Here is a 6,010-nt window from a genome sequence, read left to right as displayed (position 1 = left end):
CCCGAAAACAGCAGTTGAGAGATTGAAAAGGTCCCTGCCCTTGCCTTTTGGGTAAGGGATCTCAAATAACCGCCAGGCGATTTGATGGCCGATAGTTTCTGCAGAATCCAGGCAATAGCGGTCGAAGCGGTTTCTGACCCCATGAAACGGATAGCTTCCTGATAGGCTGATTGACTGATGCCGAGAAAGCACGAGACAATACGTGAAGCATCAAGAAGCTCACGCCATGTGCCAATTCCGTTGGTTCCGTATTCGCAAATATCTGGACATGTTCTTAGCACCTGGTCGAGAGAAATGGATGGCATTAACTCGACAGGAGTTTGCCGTTCAGCTTTCACGGGAACTGGTGTTTCCGCAGAAGCCGCTCTCAAATCAATCTTTTTGCCATTTTGAGATTCAAAAAGGGATTCTGGCAGGGATTCATTATGCTGCCGCTCATATTGGGCGACGCTGCCGCTCATTTCTTGAACAATCCCTATTGTTTTCAAAGTGATAGCCATTTCACCACGAATGGCTTCAAGAGCGGCCCTGATCGCGGACAGTTCATCAAGAGATGCGCGGCGAGGGATAGCGTCGACAACAGTGCGAAAGCGAACAAACAATGCTTCGAGACATTCCCCAGGTTCACCTGTTTTCTGGACCATATCCGCAAAAGCCGATGCCAGGTCTCTTCGTATGACTGACACTTCGTCGCGTAGACGCTTCAGTGTTTTCTGATCGGCGAGAATTTGATCGGCGATAACGGCAATTTCTGACGCGCGATCAAGCAAAGGCGCAAAGGAAAAGCCGAAGGCAAGTTCAACGCCGCCTTCCCTGTCCTTATGAGCATAGCGCTTACGCGTCGGGCTATCTTTGCGCGCGATGATCCCGGCTTCGACCAGTGAAGCGAGGTGACGGCGCAACGTCGATTCAGGCATGCCATGAGCACGTAGCGAAAGCTGACGATTGGACGGGAAAACGACGAGGCCAGTTTTCTCATTCATGTCATCGTCAGGGAGAAATGACAAAAGCGAGCTCAGCACGGCGAGGCAGCGATCATTGAGATCGAGTGCTGACTTGGCCAAGCAAAGCTGTTTGTAAATCACCCATCTGTTTACCCCCCTGCCCTGCATTTTATGCAGTTCAGGTTGGGCAAAACTATTCCTTCGCCCGTGTAACACGGACGTAACAGTTGCTAGAATTTGCATTTCCTCTCACCTTTCAAAAGGCAAAAGAAATCCACCCGCCAAATTGACGTCTATGACTCTTGACACTGATTCATGGAAATGCGATTCTCAGTCTGCTAGAACTTTGAGAGAGGCTTCCATGACGGCAACGTTTGGGGGCCTTTTTCTTTTGCGGTTCAATCTCCATTCTTGGTTTCGGATTGCTTGAATTCCTCAAAAAGGATTTCAAGTCGCTCGGATAACCAATCGCCGAACGGTCTAGCTTTCTCGCTCTTGAAAGAGAAATCGACCTGTTTCGGCTTTTGACTCATCGTAACGGCAAATTCGTTAGATTCCCACGACTTTGCAGGTGGTGCGGTTCGTTCCTTTTTGACCGGCTTGCCTTTGGCATTCGCCGTAGTGAAGACCCGATTGAAACGCTCGTCGCTATCTATCGAACTAAAATCGTCTGAAGTTACGATTTCGGAAATCACAGCGGCCTTACGTTCGACTAGAAGGCTTAGTTCAAGCCAGCGTTCGCGCCCTATCCCAGGAGCTGATCCTATAATGTTGATGAGTTCCGGTAAAATACGGGATGTTACGGAAATCATTTTGGAAACCGCTGCCGCATTGGCTGCTAGTGCGGAGGAGATAGTTTCACGGTCATATCCTAGAGTCTGAAGATTTTTTGCGAAAAGAGCTTTCTCAATGAAACTGAGATTGGCTCGAGCCGAATTTTCTTGTCCTTGCGCGATAATATGTGCTTTGTCGTCAAGCGCCTTTACAACTGCTCGAACATTGCGTCCGAGCTCGCGAGCTACCTTTACACGACGATGACCAAAGACGATCATAAAACGACCGTCTACGCTTGGATGAGGACGAACGAGGATAGGGCTATCCTGTCCCCGCTCCTGGATAGCTTGCAGAAGCTCCTGATATTCTTCACCATCGGTACCAAGACGATCAGATACAAAAGAACTATCTATAACATTTGGATCGAGGTCGACGACTTGCTCGCCTTCAAGGAAAGCGTCAGCTTGACGTGCAAGCTCATTAACAGAACGGATCATGGATTTGGATGCGCCACCGATCCGATAATTGGACGTCACGGGCTCTTCGGTTGACTCCGAAAGTTCCGCGAGAAGATTTTTCCTAGCCATTGTCAGTCTCCGTAATCGCTTATCTCACTGAATTTCCAATCATAAATGCTGGATTTGTCAGCAGACAAACTCATCTCCCCCAAGATTTGTGGATAAGGCCTTCAATTTCGCCATTCACGGCATCTAATGATTCAATTGCACGCTCATAGGTCGAACGCGTCATAGCGCTTTTTTCGACCTCATAGAGCGTTTGCTTTGTGATCCCTGCATCTGAGACGGCAGTTGATTTGACCATCTGGTTCTTGAGAATGAACTCGCCAAACAATGTCTGCAAAAAAGCCACCATCTGAGCCTGTGGCTGATCAGTTGGTTCGTATCTTGTTACAAGGTAGCGATACCATTCCAGATTTACCTCTGCGCCGGCAGCGCGGATAGGCTCGAGAATATTGCCAAGCATCAAGAGAAATTGGCCCATCGACATCACATCCAGCATCTGGGGATGTATCGTGATGAGAACTGCTGTGGCTGCCGTGAGCGCTGTTATAGTCAGGTAGCCAAGCTGTGGAGGACAATCAATGACGACGATGTCGTATTGATCGTCAACTTCTTCTAGCGCTTTCGAGATGCGGGTGAAGAATGATTTGCCAGCATTCGAATTGCGGTCACTCATTGCGAGCGGAGTATCATATTCAAATTCCTGCAATTCCAAATTTGCAGGAACGATGTCCAGTCCAGGAAAGTTGGTCTTCTGAATAACCTTAGAGAGCGGCTTTTGCTCCTCATCATATCGGATGGCATCATAGATTGAAGGGACCTGATCCAACTCTGGTTGAAACCCGTGCAGTGACGAAAGCGAGGCTTGAGGATCGAGGTCGATTGCCAAGACGCGATGACCAGTAAGAGCCAGATGCTGAGCCAGATGGGCGGAAGTTGTCGTTTTCCCAGAGCCACCTTTGAAGTTAACGACAGCGATGATCTGAAGATGTTCACCTGGTTTTCTGTACGGGACGTAATTACGTGTTTCCGACCGACCATTTTGATCAAGATACCGGCGAATGTCGTGTATCTGCTCAGCGGTGTACGAGCGCCGACCTGACGACGAAGTCTCAGGAGCGGGACCTTTGCCTTCCAAATGAAGTTTCTTAAGGTGACTCTGACTCACCCCTATATATTGTGACGCTTCTGCAAGAGAGAATGAACGAAGTGTCTTCCTTCCCGAATCTGGGAAGTTCTGAACGCTGAGCAAATGCAATTTCTTCGAAATTTGCCCCCCTTGATCGAGGATGTGTTTTTCGAATTTAAGCGTGACTTTCGGCTTTTTGAGCGAGATCTCGTTCATTACCCGTTGATTTCCATAAAAACGATTTTTGGACCCAATGGCCCGTCTAGCCGTTATTATGTCCGATTCTTAGGTATCTGCAACAAATTTAAAGTTAATAATAAGTTAACACCCTCGTAGGAGTTTATAGTTATAGCTCACGTGGGTTATCTGTTTGATTTAAAGTAATATTTTGCTTCTTTTGTCAGCGGACAAAATTACTGAGATTTAGTTTTGTCTAGGGACAAAACGATGCAAAACTAAATCCAGACGAATAGTATGACTGACGATGTCCCGTTTAGCCGTGGAGGCGCTACTGTGTCTGGGTTGACGGCACGTGTTCGGCCGAATTTGAGGGCCGGAAAATCATCAAAGGCAACGCAGTCGTTACGCAAGAGGGATTGATACAGAAACTGAACCCGATAATCCGGGGATGGGCCATGTATCACCGTCACGCCGTGGCAAAAGCGAGCTTCTTATCGATAGACGAGCGCATCTGGCAATGGCTCTGGAAATGGATCGACGGACACCGATCCCGAGATTTTGCGACGAAGGGTTCGGCAGATGCCAACACCAGTGGGTGCTGGCTCTTTCGCACAATGACGATCTCAATAACAAACGTTCAAGATCCGGGGCTGGCCATTCCATTTGATCCGGCATGGACCTCTTACCTCGCCCACCGCCGAATTGCGAAGTGATCCGCATGCCGGTTCATAGTGGCAGTGGCGAGTAATGCGTCGCTGCTATCCGACCAGCTTCACGGCGCATTGATGCCGGGAGAGGCGGTGTTTCTCAAGAAGTTGTCACGTGGACAGTTTCTTCGTTTTATGGCGAACCAGCCCACCGCGACAGTCGTCACGGTAGCCTGTAGCAGGGTCCATCATTGGGTCCGGGAAATTATCGGGTTGGCCCAGAGGTGAAGGTAGTCGCACCTCCATATCAGCGCCCTATTGTGAAATACCAAAAGAATGACGCGGCCGATGCACAGGCCATTGTCATCGTTGCGCGTCAGCCGGAGATGTGATTTGTGGCGCCGAAGACGCCGGACCGGCAAGCGCGTGCAATTCTGTTCAGGGCGAGAGAACGGGCTGTTTATCAGCGTAAGGAGCTGGTGAATGCGCTGCGCTCGATGCTTTACGAATATGGGCATGTCGCACCTGTGGGCAGAGGGCATATCAAACGGCCCGAAGCTGTTTTGAACGACACAGCCCATAGCCTCGCGGATGTTGTGCGTGAAGAGGGGTGCGATCATGTGGCGGAGATCGGCGAATAGACCGCTCGGATTGAGGATACGACGCGGAAAATTACCTCTGTCGCCAAACAGACAGATGTCGCGCTTGGTCTTCCGACGATGCGGGAATTAGGGTTTATGACGGCTGCGGCTGTCACAGCCTTTGCGCCGGCGATGGAAAAGCTTCTGATCAGGGCGCGACTTTGCAGTTCGGCTCGGGGGCATGTGCCGCACCAATTCTCATCTGGCAGCAAGAAGAGGTGACGCAAGGTCTCAGAGGCAGGTCTGACCGACATCTATCGGCTGTTGATCATGGGCTACGACGCCCGTGAATTGGGCGGGCAGGAAAGAAACGTCTTCGGCCCCTTCGAAGGTGCGCTTGTTTGGAGGAAAACCACGCATGCTGGTGACGATGGCATGGCGTAGCTGGCAGCTAGGATTTGCCCCTGATGTGCTAATCACCATCCCGGCTTGCGGTTTTTGAAAACGCTGCTGTTGAAGGTCCTCACAGAAGGCGGCATTTGATCACAGGTTCATTATGTCAGAAACTTGCACAACGGGCGACAACCGCAGAAGGTGTAATTGTTTGTCGTCGGGGGAAGTTGCGTGTTCTCAGCTGAGAACATTACAGCAAATGCACGAGGATTATTCCACAGGTAACAGACTTTGAGAACTACTTCTCTGATATCGTCCTGAGAGTGCGGCGCATAGTTGTTCAGGCGTGAAACTTATGATGGTTGCTTCGAGGTGAACTGAAAGCGTCGGTTTTGATCTAATCTCGGTTGAAACAACGGCGTTACCGTTTAACGACGAGCGGAAGTTCGTGTTAGCGCAGATGGCGGTGGCTTCTTGCACGCCAATAGTTAGAGCCTGAATCAAAATGAACGTAATGATATCAGGCTCTTGCGATACGCCTGGTGAGGAAGCGGATATTTGCGATGTAGATCCACGCTTCGGAAGAAGCGATCGTTTTCTCGAAGTCTCTGGCCAATCTGCGACACCTTCTCAGCCATGCAAATGGTCGCTCGACCACCCATCGGCGTGGCAGGGCTTCGAAACCTTCGGCATGATCGGTCCGCTTGACGATTTCCAGTGTAAATTTCCCCACCTTTTCCTAGTCTGCCCTTGAGCTTTGGTCCTGCATATCCGCCGTCAGCAAAGATATGCCGTAACCACGGCCACCGTTTGAGGATGGATACCAGGACTTCCCGAGCGC

The 6,010-nt window shown here is 50.1% G+C and carries 5 protein-coding genes and 1 pseudogene; 2 read left to right on the top strand and 4 right to left on the bottom strand.

All coding sequences use genetic code 11. The features are described 5' to 3' along the window. From repC to repA, 3 genes are all read right to left on the bottom strand, one after another. On the bottom strand, positions 1-1,187 hold a 1,187-nt coding region (repC, locus tag ACTJKP_RS22710; protein WP_440632270.1), incomplete at its 3' end, for a plasmid replication protein RepC. A 155-nt stretch (positions 1,188-1,342) separates the two neighbouring features. Further along, positions 1,343-2,305: a plasmid partitioning protein RepB gene (repB, locus tag ACTJKP_RS22705; RefSeq protein WP_440632269.1), complete on the bottom strand. Its 963-nt coding sequence runs from the start codon at positions 2,303-2,305 to the stop codon at positions 1,343-1,345. Positions 2,306-2,375: 70 nt separating this feature from the next. Further along, the gene (repA, locus tag ACTJKP_RS22700) at positions 2,376-3,584 is read right to left on the bottom strand and encodes a plasmid partitioning protein RepA (protein WP_440632268.1); all 1,209 of its coding nucleotides are present in this window, start codon (positions 3,582-3,584) and stop codon (positions 2,376-2,378) included. Between the two features lie 344 nt (positions 3,585-3,928). On the opposite strand from repA, the gene ACTJKP_RS22695 reads away from it, so the two are divergent. Then, complete coding sequence (locus tag ACTJKP_RS22695) at positions 3,929-4,261, top strand: group II intron maturase-specific domain-containing protein (protein WP_440632290.1); 333 nt, start codon at positions 3,929-3,931, stop codon at positions 4,259-4,261. 329 nt (positions 4,262-4,590) lie between these two features. Next, positions 4,591-4,836: a hypothetical protein gene (locus tag ACTJKP_RS22690; RefSeq protein WP_440632267.1), complete on the top strand. Its 246-nt coding sequence runs from the start codon at positions 4,591-4,593 to the stop codon at positions 4,834-4,836. Between the two features lie 853 nt (positions 4,837-5,689). On the opposite strand, the pseudogene ACTJKP_RS22685 reads toward ACTJKP_RS22690, so the two are convergent. Next, positions 5,690-6,010: pseudogene (locus ACTJKP_RS22685) on the bottom strand (transposase); the annotation flags it as partial.

Origin of the sequence: Brucella sp. 22210 (assembly GCF_052045675.1) — a bacterium.
In the GTDB taxonomy this organism is placed as follows: domain Bacteria; phylum Pseudomonadota; class Alphaproteobacteria; order Rhizobiales; family Rhizobiaceae; genus Brucella.
Note: the sequence above shows the minus strand (reverse complement) of the source record. Positions and strands in the feature narration are given on the sequence as shown.

Bases quoted from the DNA above. Each gene is read 5' to 3' on its own strand.
- repB (WP_440632269.1), bottom strand. From the start codon at position 2,305: ATGGCTAGGAAAAATCTTCTCGCGGAACTTTCGGAGTCAACCGAAGAG.
- repA (WP_440632268.1), bottom strand. From the start codon at position 3,584: ATGAACGAGATCTCGCTCAAAAAGCCGAAAGTCACGCTTAAATTCGAA.